Source organism: Brevundimonas sp. UBA4553, assembly GCF_002387245.1.
Classification (GTDB): Bacteria; Pseudomonadota; Alphaproteobacteria; order Caulobacterales; family Caulobacteraceae; genus Brevundimonas.
The window spans coordinates 64,568-88,260 of sequence record NZ_DGLD01000014.1; the positions used below are offsets into that span (position 1 = coordinate 64,568).

Consider the following 23,693-nt stretch of genomic DNA (forward strand, 5'->3'; position numbering starts at 1 on the left):
CCAGTGAGTAGCGTGGTGGTCTGGGGTCAACCGCAGCCGGCGCCGCCCCGGCTGACGGAACCATATCGGCGGCGTGGAAACGTTGCGGAATCCGTTGGGGAACGGACCGCGCCCTGGGGAGGGATTTAAATGGCGACATCCGTCGTTCATGCGCGCTTGGCTGCGACTGTATCCGTTATCGCCCTGTCTATCGCGGCGCCGTCGCTGGCGCAGACAGCCGGGGGGAACGAGCCGGTGTCGGCGGTCGACGACATCATTGTCACGGCGCAGAAGCGCGAGGAATCCATTCAGGACGTGCCGATCGCGGTCTCTGCCTTTTCCGCCGAGAACCTCGACGCGCTGAAGATCGAGGGCGGCTCGGAGCTGATGCGGGCCATCCCGAACGTCAGCTTCTCGAAGTCCAACTTCAGCATGTATAATTTCTCGATCCGGGGCATCGGGACCAAGGCGATCTCGGCGTCCTCCGATCCGGCGGTGGCGGTCAGCTTCAACAATACGCCTCTGACCCGGAACCGCCTGTTCGAGCAGGAATACCTGGATGTGAACCGGGTCGAGGTTCTGCGCGGACCGCAGGGCACCCTGTACGGCCGCAACGCCACAGGCGGCGTGGTCAACATGATCCCGAACCTGCCGCAGCCCGACTTCGACGCCATGATGAAGGCCGAGGTCGGCAACTACGGCACCATGCGCGGCCAGATGATGGTCAACATTCCGCTGACGGACACCTTCTGGGTGCGCGGCGCGGCCAGCGTGACCAAGCGCGACGGCTTCGACTACAACACCTTCACCGAACGCGACGTGAACAATCGCGATCTGTTCACGACCCGCCTGTCGGCGGCGTGGGAGCCGAACGATCGCTTCAACGCCAACCTGATCTGGGAGCATTTCGGCGAGGACGACGAACGGTCGCGCACTGGCAAGCAGCTCTGCACCAAGGATCCGGGACCGACCCGGATCGGCAACACTGCGATCACCTCGAGCCTGGTTCAGAACCGTCTGAGCCAGGGCTGCCTGCCGCGCACCCTGTTCAGCGACGCCGCCTATGATTCACCGAACGGCGGCGCCTTCGGTCACATCTTTATGGCGGGCACGATCCAATATGGCAGACCGGCATCAAACCGTAACACCACGATTACTGCCGTTGACTATCGCGTCGACCCCTACGCTGGCGTCACCCAATCGCGTGATCTTCGTGAGATTGCGAGCGCCTATGACCCCAAGTTTCGCGCCGAAAACGACGTCGTTCAACTGAATATGGAGTTCAAGATTTCTGATACCTTGTCTCTGTTTTCACAGACCGCCTACGCCAAGGACGATTTCTGGTCGACGCAGGACTATAATCGCTTCGTCAGTAATCCGATATTCGGGGATTCAACTCAGCCTTATGTCGACACTCGTGGACGGCCTTCCATCGGCCCTGGGCCGCGGGTATCGCCAGGTGGAGTTTACACCGACCCACAACTCGGCGCGTCTGACCGAATGATCAGCGCCGATTTGAGTGTGTCGGACAATAGGCAATGGTCGCAGGAGTTGCGCCTACAATCAAGTTACGATGGAGATTTCAACTTCAGCCTTGGCGCCAACTACCTGGATTTCAAGACGGAAGACAATTATTACGTCTTCAACAACCTGTTCAGCCTGATAGCTGAATACTTCTACAATGTTAACCCAAATGTGACGACCACTCAGGGCCTGGTGACGCAGAATTGCGACAGCACCAATGTGACTCGCTGGAAGGAATGCGTCTACGTCGATCGCACGCCGATCAGCCAGCTGGCGGGTGACGGCCACAACTATTTCCGCAGCAAGAACGCGGTGAAGGTTCGGTCCTGGGCGCTCTTCGGCGAAGGCTACTGGGATCTCCGTCCGGATCTGCGTCTGACCGTGGGGCTGCGCTATACCGATGATCAGAAGATCACGACCCCCTATCCCAGCCAGTTGCTGATGGGGGCGACCCTTGACGGCAGTGAGTCGGTTCAGTCCGGCGGCTATGTCAGTCAGGGCTATCCGGCCCAGCCCGACGTCAAGCAATCCTGGGGGGCGATGACCGGCCGCTTCGTGCTGGACTGGAAGCCTGACCTGTCCTTCACCGACGACACCCTGATCTACGCCTCCTATGCGCGGGGCTACAAGGGCGGGGGCACCAACCCGCCGCGCGTGGATATCAATCCCAAGGTTATTCAGTATCAGCCGCTCGCCGAAGATTTTGATCCCGAATACGTCAACGCCTTTGAGATCGGGTCCAAGAACACCTTCCATGACGGCCGTTTCCGGCTGAACGCCAACGCCTTCTATTACGATTACAAGGATTACCAGGTCTCGCAGATCGTCGACCGCATCTCTCTGAACGAGAACTTCGATGCAAAGATCTGGGGCGTTGAGCTTGAGGGCATCTTCCATGTGACCGAGAGGTTCCGGGTCGACTCCAACATCGGCTACCTGAACACCCGTATCGGCGACGGGGAGGGGTCGATCGACGTGATGAACCGCACTCAGGGCAATGCCGACTGGACCGTCCTGCGTCCCTGGGTTCAGGTGCCGTCGAACTGTATCGCCCCGACCAAGCATGTTGAGACGATCATCAAGGCGAACCGCGGGGAGGACGCGATCCTGTTCGCCTTGCAGGGGCTGTGCTCGGGATCGAAGCGGTATGGATCCTTCAACCCGGCGTTCGAGACCTTCCTGCCGCTCTACTCCATGTACGGCTTCACCTATGACGGCCTGACGGAAGCGCCGAATGGCGGTCGCGGCTTCATGGCGGATCTGGGCGGAAACGAGCTGCCGAACTCGCCGAACTGGACCGTGAATGTGGGCGCGCAATACACCTTCCTGGTCGGGGGATGGGATCTGACCGTCCGTGGTGACTACTATTGGCAAGATCGCAGCTATGCGCGGATCTTCAACACCGAGTACGACCAGCTCGAGGCGTGGGATAACGCCAATATTTCTGTGTCGCTCGAGAATGCATCGAGAGACCTGATCTTCTCGGCCTATGTCAAGAACGTCTTCGATGAGACGCCAATCACCGACATGTTCACGAACAGCGATGACACGGGCCTGACAGCAAACGTGTTTACCCTAGATCCCAGGTTGTTCGCCTTCAGCGTAAGGAAGCTATTTTAAATTTTGAGTTGTATCTTTTCCATGTTAGGTTGAGGTAGTAGCAAGCGTGAGTGCCTTTATTGCAAAAGTGTGCAGGCAATAATGCCTGTGCAGTAAATAATGGAGGAAGCTGACATGAATAAGTTTCGTTTGACTGCTCTGGCTTCGGCTATTGCTCTGGCGTCGCTGTCCGCAGCGCCGACCATGGCCTCGCCCTTCCCGTCGTCGGGAACTGTGACCGGCGTCATCAATTTCAGCCAGTCGATTACTATCGATTGCAACTTCTCGGCGACCGCCACTGTCGTAGGCAGTGATGTGCATCTGACGGGTATGACCTTTAGCGGCGGCGGCGGGGCCAGCTTCCTCTGCGGCAGCGTGGTGAATCCCAATAGCGGCCCATGGATCGCCGTGGGCGCTGCCTCGCACCCCAGCACCACGGTCACCATCACCGGCGTCGGCGCCACGACGGTGCTCGGTGGCAACTGCCTCGGCAACATCACGGCCAGCGTGACCGACAACGGTTCGGGCCATGACATCGACATCATTAACCAGGTCGTGCCGGGCACCCCAAGCAGCTGTACGATTAACGAGGCGCTGCTCTCTGCCTCCTGATCGCGTCAGGTTGCCCGACAAATGGGAGAAGGCGCCGCAGGGCGCCTTCTTTCTCCCGCCGGCTTATCGATCCCAAGGCGATACGCGGGCGTTTCGTGGTGCGGACCATGCCGAGGTGGGCGTCCTGTGCGCCGGCCACGCCGTGGGGCCGTCCGAGCATTGCTATCCCGTTCCTGAACTGACCGGGCGCCTTCGGGCTCCCGGTTCTTCTTGTCTCTGAAGGTCGGCTTCTGGCCCGGACCGAGCTGCGACCTGCACCGACCAGATGAGGCGCGCGGGCGAGAATCTGTTCTAGTCATGGGTACAGGCAGCGTCACGCTGTGGCGGAGTAGGCATGTTGTGGCTTTCGCTCGTCAGTCTAGTCGCCGTGGAGGTTCCGGCGGCCCGGCCGACCCCTGACCCGGCTGCGGCCCAGGTCGCAGCGCCCGATCTGGACGATCCGGTCCAGGTCGATGACGTCGATGTGCGCATTCGGCGCGGCGCGGCGCGCCTGCCGCCCGAAACGGAACTGGACGGCGCCGAAATCGACGCCCTCGGAGCCTGGGATATCGGTGAGGTTCTGCAGCGCATGAATGAGACGCTGGGCGGCGGGGCCCAGACCATGGTGATCATCAACGGAAAGCGGGTCGCCAATCCGAGCGTCTTTTCCGGCTTTCCGCCCGACGCCCTGGAGCGCGCCGAGGTCCTTCCGCCGGGTGCGGCCGCGCTCTATGGCGGCGCGCCCGGCCAGCGCGTCATCAATCTGGTTCTTCAGCGGCGCTTTTCCAGCCACGACGCCCGCGTCATCGGCGGGCGGCCGACACAAGGGGGAACATCGTCCCTGTCCGGCGATCTGCGTCGCTCGGCCATCAGCGGCGAGAGCACGCAGCAATGGGGCGGACGGCTGGCACGCGACACTGCATTGAGGGCGGAGGAAAGGGACCGCGGCCTGGAAGCTGTGGGCGGGGCGGGAGGCGAACATGGCGCTGTCACCGTGAAACCTCGCGTCGATCTGGTCGCCGCCAACCTGAACCTGACCCGGCCTCTTGGAGACTCGTCCGCCGTCTTCAGCCTGAACGGTCAGGCCCGGAACGCCTATTCCGTCGTCCCGTTCGGGGCCGATGTTGTCGACAGCCGCCTTCGCGCCGAAACGATTGGCGCCGCCTTTGGCTTGAACAGTCAGGTGGTCGGCTGGTCGGTGCAGGCCAACCTGAACGCCCAGGCGTCTCGCGCCCGGGAGGAGGGGCTCGCCGATCGACGAAGCGAGAACCGCTCAATCGGCCTGGCGCTCACAGCCAATCGCACGCTGATGGAGCTTTTTGCAGGACCCATGGTGGCCAATGTCGCGGCCAACATCTCTGAAACGCGGTCCGTCGTGGACCGGGAGCAGAGCCGCAGCATCCTGGACTTCAACGCCCGCGAAGCCCGCGGTTCGCTGACGGCCACCCTGTCAAAGGCCGACGTCGACAGTCGGATGGGGCGCCTGGTCGGTGATCTGCTGGCTACGGTGGGCGGCGGCGTGCGGGCGTCCAGCGCCGGAAGCGGTGACGAGATCAACGGCGCCATCGCCTGGACGCCGCGCAAGGGCGTGCTGCTCAACGGAACCTTGACCGCCTCGACGGACGGCGTACCGGATGCGCAGAGGTTCGAGCCTGTCTACTACGGCGCGCCGACGGTGGTGTTCGACTTCAGCACGGGAGAAGCGGTTGAAGTGCTGCCGTTGCGGGGCGGCAATCCGGATCTGCAAGCGCCGCGCTCGCAAAGTCTGGCTCTCAATGCCGCCCTGGGACCCTTCACGCGATGGAGCCTGTCGGCGAACCTGGGCTATCAGCGCCTGGAGGCGGAGGACGGGATCGGCGCGCTCCCCGACCTGACGGCTGAGGTTGAAGCGGCCTTTCCTGACCGGTTTCTGCGGGATGAAGACGGGCGCCTGATCAGCGTCGACTACCGCCCCATCAATCTTCGCTCGTCACTGGCGGAAGGCCTGAACACCAGTCTGAACTTCAATCTGCCGCGGCCGACAGGGGCGGCGGCGAGCGAGGCGACGGTGTTGCGGGTGGCGATCAGCCACACCTTCCGCCTGCGGAACACGGTCGCCCTGTTGGCGGGTCAGCCCGATCTGGATCGCCTGAAAGGGGATGGCGGCGGGATCTCCGGCCAGGACGCCCGGGTCATGGTGGACGCGCGGCGAGGGCGATGGGGCGTCAATGCTTCTGCCAGGTGGCAGAGCGGCTTTCGCACGCGCAGCGTCAGCGGGCAGGACAGCGCGCGCGACCTGATCACCGAGCCGTATACGGCGACGGACCTGAAGGTCACGTTTCAGATCACCTCGTCCGCAGGCCGCGCTTCGCAGGGGGAGGAGGGGGGCGCGCCGCGCCGCAGAAGCGGCGGGCTGCAACTGGCGCTCGAGATCGATAATCTTTTCGATGCGCGGCCCGGCGCGCACATGGGCGACGGCTCCCCGGCGCCTGGCTATGTACGGGACATCCAGGACCCGATCGGTCGCAGCGTGCGGCTGAGCCTGCAGCGCCGCTTTTGAACCGCGTCAGGCAGCCTTGTCCCAGTGGGCCGGCGCACCCGCGAGCAGACTGTCCTGGGGGAAACCGAGGTGGGGGTTGCTCGTCACCTCGATGAGCCGCTCGCCCTGGTAAAGAAGAATGGTGTCGAAGCCGATCCATTCGGCGGCGACGGAGGCCAGACCATCGCGCGCGTCGGCGTCGTTTCCGGCATTCAAGACGCAGATTTCGCGAGCCGGAACGCCCGGCATGTTCACTATACAGAAGTATGAATTCACGAAACTTTCCTCGAACTTGGCGCAACAAACGACGCAGGGGCGTTCGGGTTCCTGTCATGACGAAAGAAACGGGTGCGACCGGATGTCCTGCGGTCGCGGCGCAAGCCTTCACCGGTCGGAGCTGGTATGGTTTAAGGCGGCATGCGCTCTGATATTTCCTCCGCCGCCGTCGTGTCCTTATCGCTGATCCTCGCCGGGTGTAACGCTGGCGCCTCGGCGCGGGGTGGAGCGGAGCAGGTGGGCGCAGGCCTGGGCGTCGCCGTCACGGCGCCGCTGGACGACCTGAACCTGCGTCGACAGGAAGTCCCCACCATCCTGCTTCAGGCCGAGGCCAACCCTTATGATCTGCGCAATCTGAACCAGTGCCGCACCATCGCCGCAGAGATTGCGCGGCTGGATGAGGCGCTGGGGCCGGATGCCGATGCGCCGCCGTCGCAGGATGGATCCTACATGAGCGAGCGCGCGGCGGACGCCGCCGCCTCTGCGACGCTGGACGCCGTGCGGGACACCATGACCGACTTCATTCCTGCGCGAAGCTGGGTGCGCCGGCTCAGCGGCGCCGACGCCCACAGCAAGCACGTGCAGGCGGCCATTCAGGCGGGGCTGCGGCGTCGATCCTTCCTCAAGGGCGTGGGAATGCAGCGCAACTGCGCCCCGCCGGCGGCCCCGGCCGGTTTCGTTCCCCGTCAGGCGCGGCCTTAGGCTTTCAGGTGGCGGGCGCGGAAGTCGCGGCGAAACTGCTCGAACCGCCCCTCGCTGATCGCCTCGCGCATGGCCGCCGTCAGGGCCTGGAAGAAGGCGATGTTGTGCCAGCTCAACAGGATCTTGCCGAGAATCTCGTCGGCGCGGATCAGGTGGTGCAGGTAAGCCTTTGAATAATCATTGGACGCGGGGCATGGCACGCCCATGTCCAGCGGGTCCTGATCCTCAGCGAAGCGGGCGTTCTTGATGTTGATCGGCCCATCCCAGGTCCATGCCTGACCATGGCGCCCGGCGCGGGTGGGCAGGACGCAGTCGAACATGTCGACGCCGCGCCAGACAGCCTCGACCAGATCAATCGGCTTGCCGACGCCCATCAGGTAGCGGGGGCGATCTTTCGGCAGGAACTCGGGGGCGAAGTCCAGAACCTCGCACATGGCTTCATGGCCTTCTCCGACGGCCAGGCCGCCGATGGCGTAGCCGTCGAAGCCGATCTCCTGCAGTCGCTCCGACGATTCGCGTCGCAGGTTCTCATAGGTCGAACCCTGCTGGATGCCGAACAGGGCCTGTGTGTCGCGGGTGCCGAAGGCGTTCTTGGAGCGCTGCGCCCAGCGGGCCGACAGCTCCATGCCCTGGCGGGCGCGCTTTTCCTCGGCGGGCCAGGCCACGCATTCGTCCAGCTGCATGACGATGTCGGAGCCCAGGCGGTCGGCCTGGATCTGGATCGAGCGTTCCGGCGTCAGGACATGCTTGGAGCCGTCGATGTGGCTGGAGAAGGTCACCGCCTCCTCGGTCAGTTTGGAGATGCCCGACAGGCTCATGACCTGGAAGCCGCCCGAGTCCGTCAGGATCGGTTTGTCCCAGCGCATGAAGTTGTGAAGGCCGCCGAGGCGCTCCATCCGCTCCGGGCCGGGGCGCAGCATCAGGTGATAGGTGTTGCCCAGCAGGATGTCGGCGCCGGTCTGCTTGACCTGATCCACCGCCATGGCCTTGACGGTGGCGGCGGTGCCGACGGGCATGAAGGCGGGGGTGCGAATGTCGCCGCGCGGGGTCTTCAGCACCCCGGTGCGGGCGCGGCCTTCAGTAGCGTTGATCTGGAAGGGAAAGGGCAACAGGTCACTCCGCTCATCCCCGCGGAGGCGGGGACGTAAGGCTTTAGCCATGCCCATGCGGCTGGCTTGTGGCTCTCAAGCATATGGGGGTCCGCTCTGTCACCCAAAGAACTGCTCGGCTCCTCGGAGATGAGCGGTGGAAGCAAGCCTAGCGCAGGCTTTCCAGCATTTCGGCGCGTTGCAGGTCCTTGGGGCGGCCGAACAGGCGGCAGGTCTCGATCTGCTCATTGATCGACGGCGTGAAGACGGAGAAGTCCTCCAAGGCGATCGGCACACGGGTGGAGAAGGTCACGGGCACCCAGTCGCCGCCGGCTCGCACGTCCATATTGGCCATGACGTCGAGCGGCACCGGCGTGGTCAGGATCTGACCGAAGACCTGAGACCGGAAAAGGCCCTCGCCGGGATCAGGCGTGACCTCGCCGTGCAGGGCCTCGATCAGGCGACGCGCGTCGCGTGGGCTGCACAGGACGTCGATGTCCGGTGCACGCCAGTCGCGCAGGCCCCACAACACCATGGCCGCCCCGCCGAAGATCCACCACGGATCCTGCATCTCGCTCGCCGCCGAGGCGAGGATGTCCAGGGAAGCGGCGAAATCGTCGGGCAGGTCGTCGGTCATGCATCCTTCCTGAACAGCAGGCTCCCATCGCCATAAGAATAGAAGCGGTAGCCGCTGTCGATGGCGTGGGCGTACGCGGCGCGCATGGTCTTCAGCCCGGCGAAGGCGCTGACCAGCATGAACAACGTCGACTTCGGCAGGTGGAAGTTGGTCATAAGCACGTCGCAGGCGCGGAAGCGGTAGCCGGGCGTGATGAAGATGGCCGTGTCGCCGTGGAAAGGTTGGACCACGCCGTCCTCGGTCGTGGCGCTTTCCAGCAGGCGCAAGCTGGTGGTACCGACGCAGACGATGCGGCCGCCGGCGGCGCGGACGGCGTTCAGGGCGACGGCGGTCTCGGGCGAGACCTCGCCCCACTCGCTGTGCATCTTGTGGTCGTTGGTGTCGTCAGCCTTGACCGGTAGGAAGGTGCCGGCGCCGACGTGCAGGGTCACGGCGTGGGTGCTGACGCCGCGCGCGCGGATCGCCTCCAGCAGGGCGGGGGTGAAGTGCAGACCAGCCGTCGGCGCGGCGACCGAGCCGTCATAGGTCGCGAAGACCGTCTGATAGTCCTTCAGGTCGCGGTCGTCCTCGGGCCGCTTGGCCGCGATATAGGGGGGCAGGGGCATGACCCCCACGTCGCGAATGGCGTCGTCCAACGCCGGACCCGCCAGGTCGAAGCGGAGGGTGATCAGGCCGTCTTCATCCTTGGCCTCGACGGTGGCGTCGAGGCGGCCCAACTCGCAGGCGCCGTCCGCCTGGCGGCCGAACCTCACCCGGTCGCCGGCCTTCAGCCGCTTGCCCGGCTTCATGAAGGCGGACCAGACGTCGGGGGCATCACGGTGGTGCAGGGTGGCCTCGACCTCTACGGTCAGGGTCTCGCCTTCCGGTCCGATCCGCTGACGCACGCCCGACAGGCGCGCCGGGATAACTCGTGTGTCATTGAACACCAGGGCGTCGCCCGGTTGCAGGAAGTCCGGCAGGTCGCGGATGATCCGGTCGTCCAGCGCGCCGTCCTTCACCACCAGCAGGCGGGCGGAATCTCGCGGCTCGGCGGGGCGCAGCGCGATGCAGTCATCGGGCAGGTCGAAGTCGAAATCTGAGGTCAGCATGAGGTGGGGCAAAGGCCACGAGGCGGGCTCCGGGTCAAGACAGACGGCGGATGCGCCGTGACCTTGTGTCCGACTGACGCCGACGGCGCGGCGAGAGATAAGAGGGCATGAAAGCCATGATCCCGTTTGCCGTTTCCGCCCTGACCCTGTTCGTTTCCGGCTGCGAGGTGGACACCTCCGCCCTTCAGGAAATCCAGGACACGGCCGCCCAGGCCGAAGCCGCCGCTCAGGCGATTAACAATCGCACGTCCCAGGCCCAGCAGATCATGGAGAACCCGGCCAGCGCCTTGCAGATGGTGGTCGGCGCCCGCCTGGCGAAGACGGAAACGGATCAGCCGGGTGTCTATGTGCTGACTGATCTGCAGACGGGTTGTCAGTTCCTGGCGACCTATGCGGCGGACGGGACGACCGTCAGCTCCGTGGCGCCGCGTGTCGAACCGGCGGCCACAGGCGGCACGCGTCAGCGATGCGTGGCCGTGCCGGGCGTCGGGGGCGATGGGGCCGGCCAGGCCGAAGCCGAGCGCTGAACCTTCAACCGGCTGCGGTGTTGGACGAAGATGAAAGCTCCGTCCCTGCTTCCTTCCGTCCTGATCGGCGGCGTGGCCAGCGCCCGCTCGATGACACCCATGGCGGCTCTGGCCGCGGCGCGCCTCGCGCATCGACCGACCCCGGGTCGGCTCTTCCTGCTGAACCATCCCGTGTTCAAGTTCGGCGCGCTGGCCATGGGCGTGGGTGAACTGCTGGGCGACAAGATGAAGTCCGCGCCGGATCGAACGGTCTTCCTCGGCCTGCTGGCGCGCGTGATGAGCGCGGGCATCGCCGGCGCGGCCTTGGCGCCGCAGGGACGCGAGCGGACCGGCGCAGCGCTGGCGGTGTCGACCGCCGTGCCGCTGGCCTATCTGACTCTTAACGGACGCAAGCGGGCGATGGCCCGGATCGGCCAAACCCGCAGCGGCCTGATCGAAGACGCTCTGGTGGTGTCGGCCGGTCTTGCCGTGGTCGCGCTGACGCTCGGCGTGCGGCGCTGATCACTGTTTTCCGTTCGCCGCTCTGGTGATCGGCCGCGACCTTCCTGTACGAGGCGCTGGTCAGGTGGTCCTGGTCGCCTGACGATGCCGCCAAACACGGAGCCGCCCCATGACCGATCGCTATCTGGATGACCTGAGCGTCGGCGAAACCTGGACGGGTGAACCCTTCACGATCACGGAGGCGGAGGTTATCGCCTTCGCGACCCAGTTCGATCCGCAACCCATGCATATCGATCCGGTCGCCGCCGCCGAGGGTCGTTTTGGCGGTCTGATCGCCAGCGGCTGGCATGTCGCCTCACGAGTGATGCGCGAATTCGTGGACGCGGGCTATTTCGGTGCGACCCCCTTGCTGGGCATGAACATCGACGCGCTGTGGTGGGTGCGGCCGGTGCGGCCCGGCGACACGCTGACCGCGCGCCGCGAGATCATGGAGATCCGCCCGTCGAAGAGCCAGCCCGATCGCGGGGTGGTTCGCACCAAGACCTGGGTGACCAATCAGGACGGCGATCTGGCTTTGAGCTTCGAGAACCAGATGCAACTGCCCAGGAACGCCGCCGCACGGCTCTGATCCGCCCGCTGCGGTTGACCGCGGGCGTTCAAGGCGTCAAAGCCCGTGGATGCTTCAGAACCTTGAAACCCTGTCCCGTGAGGCCCGTTCGTGGCCGTTTGAGCAAGCGCGCAACCTGCTGGCCCACGTGCTCAAAAAACGGCTGTCGGACGCGGAGCGCGATGCGGCGAAGCTGCTGATCGACGCGGGCAAGACGGATGAGGCTCTGGCGACCTTCGAGGCGCTGAACCGGCCGGTGATCCTGGAGACGGGTTACGGCCCGTCGGGCCTGCCGCACATGGGCACCTTTGGCGAGGTGGCGCGCACGACCATGGTGCGCAATGCGTTTCGCGCCCTGACCGGCGACCACTGGCGCACGCGCCTGATCGCTTTCTCTGACGACATGGACGGCTTGCGCAAGGTGCCCGAGGGCGTGCCGAACCCGGAGATGCTGCGCGAGGACCTGCACCTGCCGCTGACCAAGGTGCGCGATCCGTTCGGCACGCATGACAGCTTTGGCGCGCACAACAACGCTCGACTGCGCGCCTTCCTCGACAGCTTCGGCTTCGACTACGAGTTCATGTCCTCGACCGAGACCTATCGGTCGGGCCGGTTCGACACGACCCTGCTGACCCTGCTGGAACGCTTCGACAAGGTCATGGGCATCATGCTCCCGACCCTGGGCGAGGAGCGCCGCGCGACCTACTCGCCTTTCTTGCCGATCAGCCCGATCACCGGCCACGTGCTGCAGGTGCCGACGCTGGAGCGCAACGTCGAGCGCGGGACCATCGTCTTTGTCGATCCCGCCAAGAGCGAGGATGGCGGGCGCACCGAGGTTCCCGTCACCGGCGGCCATGTGAAGCTGCAATGGAAGCCCGACTGGGCCATGCGCTGGACTGCGCTGGACGTCGATTACGAGATGTCGGGCAAGGACCTGATCGAGAGCGTGCGCGAGAGCGGCAAAATCTGTCGCGCCCTGGGCGGCACGTCGCCGGAAGGCTTCAACTACGAGCTCTTCCTCGATGTCGAGGGCAAGAAGATCTCCAAGTCCAAGGGCAACGGGCTGACGATGGACGAGTGGCTGCGTTACGGCACGCCCGAGAGCCTGAGCTGGTACATGTTCCAGTCGCCGAAGTCGGCCAAGAGCCTGCACTTCAACGTCATTCCGCGCGCGACGGACGACTATCTGTCCTTCATCGAGCAGTACAAGACGCAGGAACCGGCCAAACAGATCGACAACGCCGTCTGGCACATCCACTCGGGTCAGCCGCCCGAGAGCGCCTCGCCGGTATCCTTCGCCCTGCTGCTGAACCTGGTGGGCGTGGCCAACGCGTCCAGCAAAGACCAGTTGTGGGCCTATTTCGCCAAATACCTGCCGGAGGCCACGCCCGAGAACGAGCCGGTATTGGATCGGCTGATGGGCTATGCGCTGAACTACTACGAGGACTTCGTGAAGCCCTCGAAGACCTATCGTCTGCCCGACGACAAGGAGAAGGCGGCGCTGCTGGATCTGGCCGAACGTTTGAAGGCTCTGCCCGCGGACACGACCGACGGCGAGGCCATTCAGGGCGAGATCTATGCCGTGGGCAAGGCGCATGAGTTCGAGCCCCTGCGGGCCTGGTTCCAGGCGCTGTATGAGGTGCTGCTGGGCGCCTCGCAGGGCCCGCGCTTCGGGTCGTTTGCGGCTATCTATGGCCTGCCGCAGACCATCGCACTGATCGAAGCGGGCGCGAACGGCGAACTAGCCGCCTGATCGGGAAGAGAGCCGCCGCAACTGCGGCGGCTTTTTCTTGGCGTCTGGGCCTCAAGTAGCCCGAAGGGCGGTAGGCCCTAACAAACATGAACCGAATATAACGGCGAGGCCGGGGGAGCCTTCAGCTTCGCCGGCGCATTCTCCTCCTCACGACACTCGATGACAGGAGAGAGACATGTCGAAATTCTTCAAGGCGGGTCTGGCCGCCACCGCTATGTTCGCTGCTCTGGGTTCGGCCGCCGTGCCGATGACCGCCAGCGCCATGCCGCAAGCCAACGGTGTCACAAACTGTGATGCGCCGGGCGGCCGTCAGCGCGCCGGCGCCGCGATCGGCGCTGTGCTGGGCGGCCTGGCCGGCAGCCAGGTGTCCAAGAACGAGCGCGCCCTAGGCGCCGTGGTGGGCGCCGGCGCTGGCGCCGCCGCCGGCTCCTACATCGGCTGCAACCAGCAGCGCGCGCGTTCGGCCAACCAGGCGGCCGCCAACTCGTACCGCGCCACGTCGAACCTGCGGATTCGATCGGGTCCTGGCACCAACTACCGTCAGGCCGGCACTCTGTCGGCGGGTCAGCCGTTCACGGCGATCGGTTCGCAGGGTGAATGGGTCCAGATCGCCGGCGGCGGTTGGGTGAACGCCCACTACGTCGCTCAGAACTAAGGGCGTCGCATCGCGCGTAAACGAAGAGCCGTCCCTGAGAAGGGGCGGCTTTTTGCTGCCTTGTCGTGCGGGAGCGGAGCGCCGTCCGGCTATTGGCTGACCCAAAGGATGCGGGCCATCCACGCAATGTCGTGGCGAGGCAGCACCCGTGGCGGATAGTTCGGGTTGATCGAGGACAGGGTGACATCGCGGGCGTTCATGGCCGCGATTTCCTTGGCCAGGGTTTCGCCATGGGCGGTTCGCACGACCGCGCGGTCTCCGCGTCGGACATCGGCCGCCTCTAGGTCCACGATCACGCGATCGCCGGGGCGATACAGGGGGGCCATGGAGTCCCCGTCGATGGTCAGGCTGAAAAGGCTGTCCTTGTGAGCGGGCAGTTCAGTCTGATCCCACCCCTCGGCCAGGGGCAGGCCGGCGTCGTCGAAAAAGCCGTCCGCGCCGGCCTTGGCCAAGCCTAGCAGGGGAATGGAGCGGGCCTCGCGCGGCCCCTCATCGGCCAAGGCGGCGAAGGCCCCCAATGAAAGGCCGGTCGCCTCCAGAACCCGTGTCAGGCTTTCAGTCGACGGCCAGCGCGGGCGGGGCGGCTCGCCGGGACCAAAGCGCTTGGACGGATTGAAGCTGGTGGCGTCAAGGCCAGCGCGGCGCGCCAGGCCAGACGGCGACGTGCTTTCGCGACGGGCCAGTTCGTCCAGAGCTTTCCAGAGCTTGGCGTGGGAGAGGGGCACAGGCGATTCCCGAAAGGCGGCGCCTGACGAATTATCCCATCCCGATAGGAATATCCACCTACTCGGCGTCTGCGCCGATTGCGCGCCGCTCCTGCCAGGCCCAGAAGGTTCCGATGGCGATAGCCAGCATGATGCCGTAGCCGGTCATGTTGACGACGGTGTAGAAGGCCGAGACCGGCGTACGCAGATCCAGCATGATCATGACGTGGCTGGTCACCGTCAGAAGCTGCAAGGCGCACGCCCACACCGGCCAGGACCGGGGCGCCTTCCAGACCATGGCGATGAAGACCAGCAACACCGCTACATCGATCGCGAACATGGCCCACTGCACGCCCGTGAGGCCCGCATTGCTCTGGACCAGCACGGATGCGAACCAGGCCATCAGATAGGTCCCGGCGCCGATGCGTTCCGGTTCGCCACCCTTGAGCAGGGCGAACATGCCGACAATGACCATGAAGGCGGCGCCGATATAGGCCGCTACCGTCTCAAACATGAATCGCCCCCACTGTCGTAAGACAATGGGGGCGAACATAACTCAGAGTCACCAGGAACCGGAGAGCCGATCCTCTAGGTTACCGTAATTTCACGCAACGCGCAGGTGGCGGTCCTGGCGGGTCATGGGGCGGTCGTCCCACTCGTCAGGCTTGTTGACCGGGCCGGCGGCGTAGACGCCGTAGCCGAGGCGACGGTGGTCTTTTTGCAGCTCGGCGTGGCAGGCCACGACGGCGTCACGGGCGGTGCTCAAAGCCATGATGGCCTCGATAGCCTTGGCTTGAGACGCGGCGCCGGACACCGGCGAGATCGACAAGGCGGCGCGGGCGCCGATCATCGATTGAACCAGGGTGGTGGCGTGGGTGATGGCGTCATCCACCGCTTTTTCGGTGGCGTAGAGTTCGCCGGCAACGCCAGCAATCACTTCAGTGCGGTCCATGACTTTACCCCTCAATAAAGAAAAACACCGCCGTTTCTTAACGCGTATTAAGGGTGTTTGATAGCGTTTTGTTTACCAGAAGTTATATTCAACCCCTGGTAGATTTTCGTCCTTGTCAGGTTGTGTCCTCTCCGGCGTCGAGCAGGAAATGGGCGGTCAGGGCGGCGATGGGTTGGTCGCGGCCCTGCTGCCAGGCTTCGGCTGTGACATAGGCGACTCGTCGCCCCGCCTTGCTGATGCGGGCCTGGGCGAAGACGTCGCTGGGTCGGCCCGACCGCAGGTAGGCGACAGTCACATTGATCGGCCGAGGGAGTCGCAGGCGCGGGTAGCTGAGCGATACCTGGGCCACCGCGGTCATCTCCAGCAAGGCGGCGGTGGAGCCCCCGTGAAGGGCTGGCAGCATGGGGTTGCCGATCAGGTGTTCGGCGAACGGCATGACGACCGTCAGATCGTCGCCGTTGAGCTGCGTCTGAAGCCCGAGGAAGCGAGCGTAGGGCAGACGGTCCAGCAGGGCAGCGGTCATGCGGCGTCTCCGGTCTGGCTGGCCCTGGCGCGGAGATTGGCGCCGGCGCGGTGGTCTCCCTCGGCGCTGATGACATAGGCGGACTGGGCGGCGGCGACGGGATCGGCCGGGTCGTCCTCGAAGGCCCAGGCGCGCACGAAGCCGATGCTGCGCGTCAGCCGATAGCAGCGCGCCTCGGCGATCAGGTCATGCCCGGGACTGGCGGCGCGCATATAGTCCACCCGCAGATCCAGGGTGGCGATGGGTTGATAAGTCTTCAATCCAACCCAGACGGCCAGCCCGCCGACGTGGTCCAGCAAGGTCGTGACAAGGCCGCCAGCCAGAACACCCGTCTCGGGATCGCCGACCAGGTCGTCGCGATAGGGCAGGCGAAGGCGGACGCGATCGCCCTCAAGTCCTTCATATCGAAACCCGAGAGCGTGGGTGTGGGCGGCGCCAGAGGCAAGTTGAGGCAGAAGGGTGGTGAGGAACTGATCCGTCATAGACACGTCCTTGTTCAGGCGGCCTGCGGTCGTCAGCGGCCGCAGCCCCCTCTTGGTGGAGCGCGGCGTGGGGGCTTGTCCATAGTTGAGGTTCGTCCCAACCGCGCGAAGCGGTCCTGCCTATGCGGACGAGCGGCGGAACTCAGGCCGCGGGGCGGCTTCGCGAGGCTTGGACTTCGCTGGTGGCGGCGGCGGTCGGCGTGGCGAGGGCCGCGTTCATCGCCATGCGCAGGCGCTCGGGCTTGATCGGCTTTTCGACCACGGCCGCCATGCCGACGGCCAGGTAATGTTTCGCGTCGTCGGGATCTGCGTTGGCGGTCAGGGCGACGATCGGGATGTTGCGGCTGTCGCCGGGCAGGGCGCGAATGGCCTGTGTGGCCTGGACCCCGTCCATGCGCGGCATCTTGATATCCATCAGGATCAGGTCGAACGGGCGAGACTGGACTGCTTCCAGGGCTTCCTGACCGTCTTCAACCGTTTCCGACGTGCAACCGAACATTTCGCACAGGGCCTGAGCCACCACGCGGTTGGTGGCGTTGTCGTCGGCGATCAGGATGTGCGGGCGGGCCTGCAGATCCAGTTCGTCCAGGCTGGAGACGTTCGACGGCTCATCCTGCTGGATGATGGCGCGAGGCGCCGACAGGTCGAACGCGAAGGTGGCGCCGCGGCCGGCGTTGTTCTCGGCCCAGATGCGGCCGTTCATCTGTTCGACGATGTGGCGGCAGATCGAAAGGCTGAGGCCGGCGCCGTCCGGAGCGGAGGCTGCGTCGAAGACCTGATCGATGCGCGTGTCGTCCAGGCCAGGGCCGTCGTCGCGAACGCGGGCTTCCAGACGTACCTGATCGCCGATGACCAGCGCCTTCAGGCTGGCCTCCACCATGCCGTTACGCGCGAACTTCAGGGCATGGCCGATCAGGTTGTTGAAAACCTGGGTCAGGCGTGGGCCATCCAGGACGCTCGCCAGTTCGGTGTCGCCTTCGTAGCCGACGAGCAGGGTGACGCCGTCCTGAGCGGCGCGCGGCGCCCACTGGGTCTGAACCTGATCCATGACGGCGCGCAGCGGCGTCGGGGCCATCGTCAGATCCAGTTCGCCCGCTTCGGCCCGTGCCAGATCGAGGGCGTCCTGCAAGGTGTCCAGCAGGGTTTCGGAAGAATCGACGATGGTCTGAACATGGGCGATGGCCGCGTCGTTCAGCGGTTGGCGGCGCAGCAGTTCGGCGACGGCCAGGACGCCGTTCATTGGCGTTCGCAGTTCGCGGCTCATCAGGCCCATGAACTGGCTCTTGGCGCGGGCGGTCGCCGCGGCCTGGATTTCGGCGTTGCTCAGGACGCGGACCTGTTCGGTCAGCTCGAGGTTCTGTTCGCGTTGGATGGCGTTGACGGCGCGCAGCAGGGAGACGGCCGTACCGACCCCGCGATAGGCGCCGTTGCGGGTGACGATGAAGCCGCGCATCAGCGCGCCAGGCCCGCTCTTCAGGATGATGTCGGAAAAGGAGTCGATGCGAACGCCGGCTTCGACCACCGCCGGCTCGTCGGCCATGATGTGGGTGACTTCGCGCGCGCCGTAGAGGCTCTGGCCCAGGGGGCCGGCCAGCTTCATCAGGAAGTCGGCGCGTTCGATCAGGCCCAGGGGGCGGTCACCATCAACGACCGGGATCACCAGGGTGTCGGGCTCGCGCTGGAAACGCGCAAAGACCTCGCCCGCCATGGCGGTGGCGGAGACAGGCTCTACACGCTCGGTCAGCACTTCGATCGTCGGCATACGGCCGGCACTCCACAGTGGAGTTTTACACTGGCCGGGAATCCTTTGCATAAGGGTTAAGGCGAATCAAAAATGCTCAATCTGACGAAAAGGGGTTGAGCGCTCTTGTTTTGCGACACGGCGCCGACTGGCGTATAGAGCGCTCTGATCCGATCTTTCCCTGTTTCTCACTGGATGCGCGCGGCCGCCGGCCGACCGCAGGTTTGTCATGAGCGTTCCGTCGCAAGCTTCTGAAAAGTCGGCCCTTGTCCTGTTTTCGGGCGGGCAGGACAGCGCCACCTGCCTGGCGTGGGCGCTGGAACGGTATGACCGCGTCGAGACCATCGGCTTCGACTATGGCCAGCGTCATGCGGTCGAGATGCAGGCGCGCCAGACGGTGCGCGAAGAGATGGTGAATGTCCTGCCGCAATGGGCCGGGCGGCTGGGGTCGGACCACGTCGTCGATCTGACGGGTTTCGGGGCTATCGGCGAGACGGCCATGACCACGGACCGAGCCATCGAGGCCGACGCGCGGGGCTTGCCCAACACCTTCGTGCCGGGACGCAACCTGATCTTTCTGGTCGCGGCGGCGGCGCTGGCCGACCGGCGAGGGCTCGAGGTTCTGGTCGGCGGCATGTGTGAGACCGACTTCTCCGGCTATCCGGATTGCCGCAACGACACGATCCAGGCCATGGCTCAGGCCCTGACCCTGGGCTTGGCCAAGCCGTCGCCGATCGAGACGCCGCTGATGTTCCTCACCAAGGCCGACACCTGGGCTCTGGCCGAGCGCATCGGCGGGGCGGCGCTGGTCGAGATGATCGTGGAGGCCAGCCACACCTGCTATCTGGGCGACCGGACGCACCGCCATGACTGGGGCTACGGCTGCGGAACGTGCCCGGCGTGCGACCTGCGGGCCGCCGGTTACGCCGAATGGGCGGCGCGCGCGTGACCTATTCGGCCAAGGAAGTCTTTCTGACAGTGCAAGGGGAAGGCGGTCAGGCTGGGCGGCCCGCCGTGTTCCTGCGCTTCGCCGGCTGCAACCTGTGGAGCGGGCTGGAGCGGGACCGCGCCACCGCCGTCTGCTCCTTTTGCGACACGGATTTCGTCGGCGTGAACGGCGACGGCGGAGGCAAGTTCAAGACCGCCGACCTGATGGCCGACCATGTCGCGGGCATGTGGCGGGGCCGCGAGGGCGATCCGAAACTGGTCGTCTGCACCGGCGGCGAGCCCCTGATGCAGCTGGACGCGCCTCTGATCGAGGCGCTGCACGCGCGCGGGTTCGAAGTCGCCATCGAGAGCAACGGCACGCTCGTCGCGCCGGAGGGCGTCGACTGGATCTGCATCAGCCCCAAGGCCGACGCGCCGGTGGTCCAGGCCTCGGGCCAGGAACTGAAGCTGGTGTTCCCTCAGCCGCTGGCCATGCCTGACCGGTTCGAGAGCCTGGATTTCGAGCGTTTCTGGCTGCAGCCCATGGACGGCCCAGACCAGGTCGCCAACACCGCCGCGGCCATCGAATACTGCCTGACCCATCCCCAGTGGCGTCTCAGCGTCCAGACGCACAAGTATATCGGGGTGCGATAGGCGAGGCGTAGCAGGGACGGTCGAACTCAAGCGCGCCCCGAGCCGGCCTGCGGGTTTCTCCCGATAGCTGCATCCAGTCTGTTCGCGTTCAATGAACAGGTGAAGAACGCTCGCCAGACAGACAGCAGGCAGGCTACGCTGGGCATCCAGCGATGGGCCTGGTCGGCGGTGGTCGCGCTTCTACTGTCGACTATGGCCGGCGTCGGCTCCATTCGTGCGCAAGAGGCTCCCCAGGCGAACACTGGGGAGGAGACGGCGTCGGACGCGCTGGTACAACCCGCCGTCCAGGACGACGCATCTCAGCCGCACAAGCCCAGATTTCGCGACCGCTTCTTTGACGCCCAGGACGGCTATCTGGATTTTTCGACCATTCTGGCCAATGGCGGATTCATCCCGGTTCCGATCATCATCACCGAGCCCGCTGTCGGCGGCGGCGGCGGTGTGGCGGCGGCCTTCCTGTCCTCATCTCCCGACCATCCGCGACAGATCACTCGCCGTGTCCTGGCCGCTTTCAAGACAGGAAACGGTTCCAGCGGCGTCGGCTACCTCCAATCCGGCTACGCCATGGACGGACGCCTGAGTTACAGGTTCGCGATTGGCCGAGGCAAGGTGACGCTTGATAGCTATCCCGGCTTCGCGCCTGAGGGGATCGAGTACACCAGCCGATATGATTATGGGGTCGTGGGCTCAGCCCAGTGGCGTTTCAGCGACGACCGTATCTCGTTCGGGCCGCTGTTCGATTTTCGAAAATTGCGTTCGACCCTGGACGTGCAGGGCTTGCCTGACGCGTTCGCCGGAGAGTTCGGTCAGGACATGCAGACGGGCGCTCTGGGATTGGGGCTGCACTTCGACTCTCGCGACAACCCCCTGACGCCGACCAAGGGCGTGAACGCTCTGGCCGAAGCCAAATACAATCGCGACGCCTTCGGCAGCGACCGCGACTATGAGGAGTATGCGGGATCAGCCTATGTGTTCGGCGAAGCCTCCCAGCGCCTGCACTACGGCGTGAAGTTTGAAGCCGACGCCATCCGGGGCGATTTCCCCATCTATTATGCCCCTGCAGTCAATCTGCGCGGCACGCCGGCGGCGCGCTATCAGGGCATGAACACCTACGCCTCCGAAGCCGAGGTGACGTGGCGTAAGGACGAGCGTTGGGCGTTCCTGGCCTTCGCCGGAGTGAGCTTCGCCGATGCCCGATCGTCCAGAATCTACAAGGATTCCGGCGCGCTCTATACAGGCGGCGTCGGCTTTCGATACCGCATCGCGCGCCAGTTCGGCCTCGATGCCGGAGTGGACGTCGCCTATGGCTCAGACGGCGTTGTCTTCTATCTGCAGTTCGGCCACGCCTGGTCGTTCGGCATGGATTAGACGCTAGCAGTCCTTGCCCTGGCGCTGGCGTTGTTCACAGCGGCGCTGTTCGCGTTCGTAGTCGCGTTGCTCGCGTTCGCGTTTGGCCTTGGTTTCCTCGTCGGACGTGGTGACGGCGTCAAAGCCCGCGCCGACCACCGCGCCGGTCGCCTTGGCCGTGCCTCCGACGACGGCGGCCCCTGCGCCCACCACGGCGCCGACGACGCAGCCTTGCAGCAGCAGCGTGCCGCCGACGACGGCCAGAAGGGCGGTCGCCCGCGCGAAGGGTTTGGTCATGAGAAGCTCCCGAAGCGCTGATCCTACGCGTCAGAAGTGAACAGAGGCTGACGGCGGGATGATGGCCCGCACCCTCCGGCCGTCATCCCGGGGCCGCAAAAAGCGGAACCCGGGACCTAGACGGTGGAAGCGAAAGGGGCAGGAGGCGACATGAGCCGCCGCCTGGGTCCCGGACAACGGCTGCGCCGCTTCCGGGATGACAGAGGTGGCCCTCTACAGGCTGTCGACCATGACCAGTTCAGCGTCTTCGCTGGCCGTGATGGTGATGGTCGGCTCGTCGACGATGCCGGCGCCGTCACGGGCGTTGAGCGTGGTTCCGTTGACGTCCACCCGGCCCACGGCGGGCACCAGATAGGCGCGGCGACCGGCGGTCAGGTCATAGGTCAGGCTCTCGCCCGCCTTCAGCGTCGCCGCCAGAATCTTGGCGTCGGCGTTGATCGACAGGGCCTCGTCAGCCGGATCGCCCGAAGCGACGACGGTGAAGCGGCCCGAGCGGTCGTTTTTGGGGAATTCGCGCTGGCCCCACGACGGTTGGGCGCCCGGCTTGTCGGTCTCGATCCAGATCTGGAACAGGGTAGTCGTCTCGTTCTCGAGGTTGAACTCGGAGTGACGCACGCCCGTGCCCGCGCTCATCACCTGAACGTCGCCCGCGCCGGTGCGGCCCTTGTTGCCCATCGAGTCCTCATGGGTGATGGCGCCGGTGCGGACATAGGTGATGATCTCCATGTCGGCGTGGGGGTGGGGCGGAAAGCCCGAGCGAGCGCCGATCTCGTCGTCGTTCCAGACGCGCAGACGGCCCCAGCCCATGCGCTTGGGATCATAGTAGTTGGCGAACGAGAAGTGGTGTTTGGCGTTCAGCCAGCCGTGGTTGGCGCCGCCGAGGGTGTTGAAAGGTCTGACGTCGATCATGGTTCGGTCTCCCGTGCGAGAAATGCTTGAGACCTAGATAGGATCGCCAAATCCTATTTGCAACTGTCTTGGTTTCAGTTTGCTGTCAGCCCATCTGCGCCCGGTGGCGCAGCATGGCGTCGGCCAGGACGATGGCGGCCATGGCCTCGACCACGGGCACGCCGCGCAGGGCGACGCAGGGGTCGTGACGGCCCTTGGTGCGCAGATCGACCTCGGCACCGTCGCGGTTGATGGTCTGGCGCAGGGTCAGGATAGAGGAGGTGGGCTTGAACGCCACGCGGGCCGTCAGCGGCTGGCCGGTAGAAATGCCGCCCAGGACGCCGCCCGCCTTGTTCGACAGGAAGACCGGCAGACCATCGTCGCCCAGGCGCATTTCGTCGGCGTTGTCCTCGCCCGTCAGTTCGGCGGCGCCGAAGCCCGCGCCGATTTCGACGCCCTTGACCGCGTTGATAGACATCAGGCCCGAGGCCAGTTCGGCGTCCAGCTTGGCGTAGAGAGGCGCGCCCCAGCCAGCGGGAACGCCCGTGACCTCCAGCGCTACGACGGCGCCGATGGAGGAGCCGGCCTTGCGCACGCTGTCGAGGTATTCCTCCCACGCGGGGACAACGTCGGCGGAGGCGGCGAACAAGGCGTTGTCATAGACGGCATCGAAGTCGAGGGCTTCGTCGGCGATGCGGTGCGGGCCCAGTTGGACCACACCGGCGCGGATGCGGATGGTCTCACCCAAGACCTTGCGGGCCACGGCGCCCGCCGCCACGCGGCTGGCTGTTTCGCGGGCGGACGAGCGCCCGCCGCCGCGGTGATCGCGGACGCCATACTTGGCCTGATAGGCGAAGTCGGCGTGGCCGGGGCGAAAGGCGCGGGCGATCTCGCCGTAGTCCTTGGAGCGCTGGTCGGTGTTCTCGATCATCAGACTGATCGGCGTGCCGGTGGTGACCGGGCCGTTGCCGTCGTCGAAGACGCCGGACAGGATGCGGACCTGATCGGCCTCCTGCCGCTGGGTGACGAAGCGGCTGCCGCCGGGCTTCCTCAGGTCGAGCAGGGGCTGGATGTCGGCCTCGGTCAGCGGGATCAGCGGCGGGCAGCCGTCGACGACGCAGCCGATCGCCGGGCCGTGGCTTTCGCCCCAGGTGGTGACGCGGAACAGATGACCGAAGGTATTGTGCGACATG

General features: G+C 65.3%; 25 protein-coding genes. 12 read left to right on the forward strand and 13 right to left on the reverse strand.

Features of this window, described 5'->3' with window-relative positions; genetic code table 11:
- Window positions 1-129: 129 nt before the first annotated feature.
- The 3 genes from B4A39_RS09790 to B4A39_RS09800 all read left to right on the forward strand — a co-directional run bounded on the left by B4A39_RS09790 (window position 130) and on the right by B4A39_RS09800 (window position 6,232).
- Window positions 130-3,123 (forward strand): TonB-dependent receptor, encoded by a 2,994-nt coding sequence (locus tag B4A39_RS09790; RefSeq protein WP_292035987.1) that lies wholly within the window; start codon window positions 130-132, stop codon window positions 3,121-3,123.
- Between the two features lie 114 nt (window positions 3,124-3,237).
- Window positions 3,238-3,714 (forward strand): hypothetical protein, encoded by a 477-nt coding sequence (locus tag B4A39_RS09795; protein WP_292035989.1) that lies wholly within the window; start codon window positions 3,238-3,240, stop codon window positions 3,712-3,714.
- 334 nt (window positions 3,715-4,048) lie between these two features.
- On the forward strand, window positions 4,049-6,232 hold the full coding sequence (locus tag B4A39_RS09800; RefSeq protein ID WP_292035992.1) for a TonB-dependent receptor: 2,184 nt from the start codon (window positions 4,049-4,051) through the stop codon (window positions 6,230-6,232).
- A gap of 6 nt (window positions 6,233-6,238) precedes the next feature.
- Here B4A39_RS09800 and B4A39_RS09805 read toward each other — a convergent pair whose 3' ends face one another.
- Window positions 6,239-6,487, reverse strand: coding sequence for a hypothetical protein (locus B4A39_RS09805; protein ID WP_292035995.1), 249 nt, complete (start codon window positions 6,485-6,487; stop codon window positions 6,239-6,241).
- Between the two features lie 141 nt (window positions 6,488-6,628).
- Here B4A39_RS09805 and B4A39_RS09810 point away from each other — a divergent pair, with 141 nt between their 5' ends.
- Window positions 6,629-7,189, forward strand: a complete 561-nt coding sequence (locus tag B4A39_RS09810; protein ID WP_292035998.1) for a hypothetical protein — start codon at window positions 6,629-6,631, stop codon at window positions 7,187-7,189.
- Here the strand turns inward: B4A39_RS09810 and tgt are convergent.
- The 3 genes from tgt to queA all read right to left on the reverse strand — a co-directional run bounded on the left by tgt (window position 7,186) and on the right by queA (window position 10,002).
- Window positions 7,186-8,301 carry a tRNA guanosine(34) transglycosylase Tgt gene (tgt, locus tag B4A39_RS09815; protein WP_292036332.1) on the reverse strand — a complete coding sequence of 372 codons (1,116 nt, stop codon included), beginning with the start codon at window positions 8,299-8,301 and terminating at the stop codon, window positions 7,186-7,188. The genes B4A39_RS09810 and tgt overlap by 4 nt on opposite strands.
- A gap of 145 nt (window positions 8,302-8,446) precedes the next feature.
- Entirely contained in the window at window positions 8,447-8,914 is a 468-nt protein-coding gene (locus tag B4A39_RS09820) for a hypothetical protein (RefSeq protein ID WP_292036002.1), read from the reverse strand.
- On the reverse strand, window positions 8,911-10,002 hold the full coding sequence (gene queA / locus B4A39_RS09825) for a tRNA preQ1(34) S-adenosylmethionine ribosyltransferase-isomerase QueA (protein WP_292036005.1): 1,092 nt from the start codon (window positions 10,000-10,002) through the stop codon (window positions 8,911-8,913). The genes B4A39_RS09820 and queA overlap by 4 nt, the downstream gene beginning before the upstream one ends.
- A 116-nt stretch (window positions 10,003-10,118) precedes the next feature.
- Between queA and B4A39_RS09830 the strand changes: the two genes are divergently transcribed.
- The 5 genes from B4A39_RS09830 (at window position 10,119) to B4A39_RS09850 (ending at window position 13,985) form a co-directional block, all read left to right on the forward strand.
- Window positions 10,119-10,529: a hypothetical protein gene (locus B4A39_RS09830; protein ID WP_292036008.1), complete on the forward strand. Its 411-nt coding sequence runs from the start codon at window positions 10,119-10,121 to the stop codon at window positions 10,527-10,529.
- Between the two features lie 30 nt (window positions 10,530-10,559).
- Complete coding sequence (locus B4A39_RS09835; RefSeq protein WP_292036011.1) at window positions 10,560-11,030, forward strand: hypothetical protein; 471 nt, start codon at window positions 10,560-10,562, stop codon at window positions 11,028-11,030.
- Window positions 11,031-11,139: 109 nt separating this feature from the next.
- Window positions 11,140-11,598, forward strand: a complete 459-nt coding sequence (locus B4A39_RS09840) for a MaoC family dehydratase (protein WP_292036014.1) — start codon at window positions 11,140-11,142, stop codon at window positions 11,596-11,598.
- Between the two features lie 49 nt (window positions 11,599-11,647).
- Window positions 11,648-13,330: a lysine--tRNA ligase gene (locus B4A39_RS09845; RefSeq protein WP_292036016.1), complete on the forward strand. Its 1,683-nt coding sequence runs from the start codon at window positions 11,648-11,650 to the stop codon at window positions 13,328-13,330.
- Between the two features lie 175 nt (window positions 13,331-13,505).
- On the forward strand, window positions 13,506-13,985 hold the full coding sequence (locus B4A39_RS09850) for an SH3 domain-containing protein (protein ID WP_292036017.1): 480 nt from the start codon (window positions 13,506-13,508) through the stop codon (window positions 13,983-13,985).
- A gap of 89 nt (window positions 13,986-14,074) precedes the next feature.
- Here the strand turns inward: B4A39_RS09850 and B4A39_RS09855 are convergent, their stop codons facing one another.
- The 6 genes from B4A39_RS09855 to B4A39_RS09880 form a co-directional block, all read right to left on the reverse strand.
- Window positions 14,075-14,710, reverse strand: coding sequence for a S24 family peptidase (locus B4A39_RS09855; protein WP_292036021.1), 636 nt, complete (start codon window positions 14,708-14,710; stop codon window positions 14,075-14,077).
- 58 nt (window positions 14,711-14,768) lie between these two features.
- The gene (locus B4A39_RS09860; protein ID WP_292036024.1) at window positions 14,769-15,203 is read right to left on the reverse strand and encodes a hypothetical protein; all 435 of its coding nucleotides are present in this window, start codon (window positions 15,201-15,203) and stop codon (window positions 14,769-14,771) included.
- Window positions 15,204-15,293: 90 nt separating this feature from the next.
- On the reverse strand, window positions 15,294-15,641 hold the full coding sequence (locus tag B4A39_RS09865) for a hypothetical protein (protein WP_292036027.1): 348 nt from the start codon (window positions 15,639-15,641) through the stop codon (window positions 15,294-15,296).
- 115 nt (window positions 15,642-15,756) lie between these two features.
- Window positions 15,757-16,164, reverse strand: coding sequence for a PaaI family thioesterase (locus tag B4A39_RS09870; protein ID WP_292036031.1), 408 nt, complete (start codon window positions 16,162-16,164; stop codon window positions 15,757-15,759).
- Window positions 16,161-16,646 carry a PaaI family thioesterase gene (locus B4A39_RS09875; RefSeq protein WP_292036034.1) on the reverse strand — a complete coding sequence of 162 codons (486 nt, stop codon included), beginning with the start codon at window positions 16,644-16,646 and terminating at the stop codon, window positions 16,161-16,163. Before B4A39_RS09875 ends, B4A39_RS09870 begins: the two co-directional genes overlap by 4 nt.
- 142 nt (window positions 16,647-16,788) lie before the next feature.
- Complete coding sequence (locus tag B4A39_RS09880; protein ID WP_292036036.1) at window positions 16,789-18,408, reverse strand: response regulator; 1,620 nt, start codon at window positions 18,406-18,408, stop codon at window positions 16,789-16,791.
- A 208-nt stretch (window positions 18,409-18,616) separates the two neighbouring features.
- Between B4A39_RS09880 and queC the strand changes: the two genes are divergently transcribed.
- The 3 genes from queC to B4A39_RS09895 all read left to right on the forward strand — a co-directional run bounded on the left by queC (window position 18,617) and on the right by B4A39_RS09895 (window position 21,336).
- Complete coding sequence (gene queC / locus B4A39_RS09885) at window positions 18,617-19,336, forward strand: 7-cyano-7-deazaguanine synthase QueC (RefSeq protein WP_292036039.1); 720 nt, start codon at window positions 18,617-18,619, stop codon at window positions 19,334-19,336.
- Complete coding sequence (gene queE / locus B4A39_RS09890) at window positions 19,333-19,968, forward strand: 7-carboxy-7-deazaguanine synthase (RefSeq protein ID WP_292036043.1); 636 nt, start codon at window positions 19,333-19,335, stop codon at window positions 19,966-19,968. Before queC ends, queE begins: the two co-directional genes overlap by 4 nt.
- Before the next feature lie 99 nt (window positions 19,969-20,067).
- Window positions 20,068-21,336 (forward strand): hypothetical protein, encoded by a 1,269-nt coding sequence (locus B4A39_RS09895; protein ID WP_292036047.1) that lies wholly within the window; start codon window positions 20,068-20,070, stop codon window positions 21,334-21,336.
- 3 nt (window positions 21,337-21,339) lie between these two features.
- On the opposite strand, the gene B4A39_RS09900 is transcribed toward B4A39_RS09895, so the two are convergent.
- The 3 genes from B4A39_RS09900 to aroC all read right to left on the reverse strand — a co-directional run bounded on the left by B4A39_RS09900 (window position 21,340) and on the right by aroC (window position 23,692).
- A complete protein-coding gene (locus B4A39_RS09900) occupies window positions 21,340-21,612 on the reverse strand; it encodes a hypothetical protein (RefSeq protein WP_292036050.1) in 273 nt (90 codons plus the stop codon).
- A 213-nt stretch (window positions 21,613-21,825) separates the two neighbouring features.
- On the reverse strand, window positions 21,826-22,521 hold the full coding sequence (locus tag B4A39_RS09905) for a pirin family protein (RefSeq protein ID WP_292036053.1): 696 nt from the start codon (window positions 22,519-22,521) through the stop codon (window positions 21,826-21,828).
- An 85-nt stretch (window positions 22,522-22,606) separates the two neighbouring features.
- Window positions 22,607-23,692, reverse strand: a complete 1,086-nt coding sequence (gene aroC, locus B4A39_RS09910) for a chorismate synthase (protein ID WP_292036056.1) — start codon at window positions 23,690-23,692, stop codon at window positions 22,607-22,609.
- Window position 23,693 lies beyond the last annotated feature (1 nt).

Coding starts and splice junctions, on each gene's coding strand:
- B4A39_RS09790 (WP_292035987.1), top strand. CDS start 130: ATGGCGACATCCGTCGTTCATGCGCGCTTGGCTGCGACTGTATCCGTT.
- B4A39_RS09795 (WP_292035989.1), top strand. CDS start 3,238: ATGAATAAGTTTCGTTTGACTGCTCTGGCTTCGGCTATTGCTCTGGCG.
- B4A39_RS09800 (WP_292035992.1), top strand. CDS start 4,049: ATGTTGTGGCTTTCGCTCGTCAGTCTAGTCGCCGTGGAGGTTCCGGCG.
- B4A39_RS09810 (WP_292035998.1), top strand. CDS start 6,629: ATGCGCTCTGATATTTCCTCCGCCGCCGTCGTGTCCTTATCGCTGATC.
- B4A39_RS09820 (WP_292036002.1), bottom strand. CDS start 8,914: ATGACCGACGACCTGCCCGACGATTTCGCCGCTTCCCTGGACATCCTC.
- queA (WP_292036005.1), bottom strand. CDS start 10,002: ATGCTGACCTCAGATTTCGACTTCGACCTGCCCGATGACTGCATCGCG.
- B4A39_RS09830 (WP_292036008.1), top strand. CDS start 10,119: ATGATCCCGTTTGCCGTTTCCGCCCTGACCCTGTTCGTTTCCGGCTGC.
- B4A39_RS09835 (WP_292036011.1), top strand. CDS start 10,560: ATGAAAGCTCCGTCCCTGCTTCCTTCCGTCCTGATCGGCGGCGTGGCC.
- B4A39_RS09840 (WP_292036014.1), top strand. CDS start 11,140: ATGACCGATCGCTATCTGGATGACCTGAGCGTCGGCGAAACCTGGACG.
- B4A39_RS09845 (WP_292036016.1), top strand. CDS start 11,648: ATGCTTCAGAACCTTGAAACCCTGTCCCGTGAGGCCCGTTCGTGGCCG.
- B4A39_RS09850 (WP_292036017.1), top strand. CDS start 13,506: ATGTCGAAATTCTTCAAGGCGGGTCTGGCCGCCACCGCTATGTTCGCT.
- B4A39_RS09860 (WP_292036024.1), bottom strand. CDS start 15,203: ATGTTTGAGACGGTAGCGGCCTATATCGGCGCCGCCTTCATGGTCATT.
- B4A39_RS09865 (WP_292036027.1), bottom strand. CDS start 15,641: ATGGACCGCACTGAAGTGATTGCTGGCGTTGCCGGCGAACTCTACGCC.
- B4A39_RS09870 (WP_292036031.1), bottom strand. CDS start 16,164: ATGACCGCTGCCCTGCTGGACCGTCTGCCCTACGCTCGCTTCCTCGGG.
- B4A39_RS09875 (WP_292036034.1), bottom strand. CDS start 16,646: ATGACGGATCAGTTCCTCACCACCCTTCTGCCTCAACTTGCCTCTGGC.
- B4A39_RS09880 (WP_292036036.1), bottom strand. CDS start 18,408: ATGCCGACGATCGAAGTGCTGACCGAGCGTGTAGAGCCTGTCTCCGCC.
- queC (WP_292036039.1), top strand. CDS start 18,617: ATGAGCGTTCCGTCGCAAGCTTCTGAAAAGTCGGCCCTTGTCCTGTTT.
- B4A39_RS09900 (WP_292036050.1), bottom strand. CDS start 21,612: ATGACCAAACCCTTCGCGCGGGCGACCGCCCTTCTGGCCGTCGTCGGC.
- B4A39_RS09905 (WP_292036053.1), bottom strand. CDS start 22,521: ATGATCGACGTCAGACCTTTCAACACCCTCGGCGGCGCCAACCACGGC.
- aroC (WP_292036056.1), bottom strand. CDS start 23,692: ATGTCGCACAATACCTTCGGTCATCTGTTCCGCGTCACCACCTGGGGC.